Annotated in this window: 1 protein-coding gene and 1 pseudogene; one reads left to right on the forward strand and one right to left on the reverse strand. The window is 68.8% G+C overall.

Annotated elements, in window-relative coordinates; translation table 11 throughout:
- Positions 1–699: pseudogene (locus NI18_RS19550) on the reverse strand (SEL1-like repeat protein); the annotation flags it as partial.
- A gap of 196 nt (positions 700–895) precedes the next feature.
- Between NI18_RS19550 and NI18_RS19555 the strand changes: the two are divergent.
- Positions 896–1,609 (forward strand): ParA family protein, encoded by a 714-nt coding sequence (locus NI18_RS19555; protein ID WP_031441008.1) that lies wholly within the window; start codon positions 896–898, stop codon positions 1,607–1,609.
- Positions 1,610–1,613 lie beyond the last annotated feature (4 nt).

A 1,613-nucleotide genomic window follows, 5' to 3' on the forward strand; every position in this document is an offset into this window, starting at 1 on the left:
GACACGGATGAGGCGGGGACCGTGGTGCGCGCGACCGGCGTCACGGCCGGGGAGCGGGCTGGGGAGCGGGCCTGGCAGGGCCAGTGGCCGAGATCGGCGGCGGCGACGCAGGCGACAGTCCCGACCGCGCAATTTTTCCTGCGCGGCATAGCGCTCGGCGAGCGCCGTGCCGCGCTGGCGGTCTTCGGGGGAGATATACTGGTCCATTTGCGCCAGCGTCTGCGAGGCCGACTGCAATCCCGACGTGCTCGCGCGCGACATCAGCGCATAGGCGCGCGGATAATCGCGCGGGACCGCGTCGCCGTTGAACAACATCGTCCCGAGCACGAGTTGCGTCCGCGGTTCGCCGCGCGCCACCGACTTTTCGAGCCAGGGCAGCGCGTCCGCCTTCTTGTTGGCCTGGAACAGCGCGAGGCCGTAATTGTCCTGCGCCTGGACATGACCCTGCAGCGCCGCCTTGCGGAACCAGCTTTCGGCGAGCGCGGGGTCGAGCGTGACGCCGCGGCCGAGCTTATAGGCCTGGGCGAGATTGAACTGCGCATCGGCGTCGCCCGCGATCGCGAGCGGACGCCACTGGTCGATCGCGGTCGCATAGTCGCCGCGGCTCCAGGCATCGACGCCGGCCTTCACGTCCGCCGCGGCCGGCACCGCGCCCAGCGCCGCTACCGTCGCCGCCGCGCCCAGAATCAGGTTGCGCATCGAGTACCTCGTTAAAGCCAAATGATGATCGTCATGTCGCGATAGCCCGGCGAAGGCAAAGATCGGGTTAAGCCGTGCGGCGGTCAGGTGCGGGGGCGCGGCACGTCGTCGTAACGGCTTGGGAACCACGCGTTAACCGCTTCTTATCCGCTGGCATGGCATCGCGTGCCTTGGTTGACGAGACGTAAGGGGGCTTATGCGCGTTCTGGCGATGGCATCGCAGAAAGGCGGGTCGGGAAAGACGACTCTGTCCGGGCATCTCGCGGTCCAGGCGGAGCGCGCCGGGCAGGGGCCGGTCGTGCTGATCGATATCGATCCGCAAGCGTCGCTGACCGACTGGTGGAACGAGCGCGAGGCGGAGGCGCCGGCGCTGGCGCAGACCACGGTCGCGCGGCTCGCCGCCGATCTCGAAATTCTTCGCCAGCAGGGGTTCAAGCTGGCGGTGATCGACACGCCGCCGTCGATCACGGTCGCGATCCAGACGGTGATCCAGATCGCCGAGCTGATCGTCGTCCCGACCCGACCGAGCCCGCATGACCTGCGCGCGGTCGGCGCAACCGTCGATCTGTGCGATCGCGCGGGCAAGCCGCTGATCTTCGTCGTCAATGCCGCGACCCCCAAGGCGCGGATCACGGCCGAGGCGATCGTCGCGCTCTCTCAGCACGGCACCGTCGCCCCGATGACGATCCACCAGCGCACCGATTTCGCCGCCTCGATGATCGACGGCCGCACGGTCATGGAGGTCGATCCCAAGGGCAAGTCCGCGGCGGAGATCGAAGCGCTCTGGACCTATGTCACCGACCGGCTCGAAAAGAATTTCCGGCGCACGGTGTTCAGCGTGCCCAACGCAGGCGCGGGGTTCGGGCAGCGCGGGCCCGCGCCAGGCTTCGGCCGGCGGGTGGTCGGATGAGCGC

Origin of the sequence: Sphingomonas sp. Ant20 (genome assembly GCF_000783375.1) — a bacterium.
GTDB classification, from domain to species: domain Bacteria; phylum Pseudomonadota; class Alphaproteobacteria; order Sphingomonadales; family Sphingomonadaceae; genus Sphingomonas; species Sphingomonas aerolata.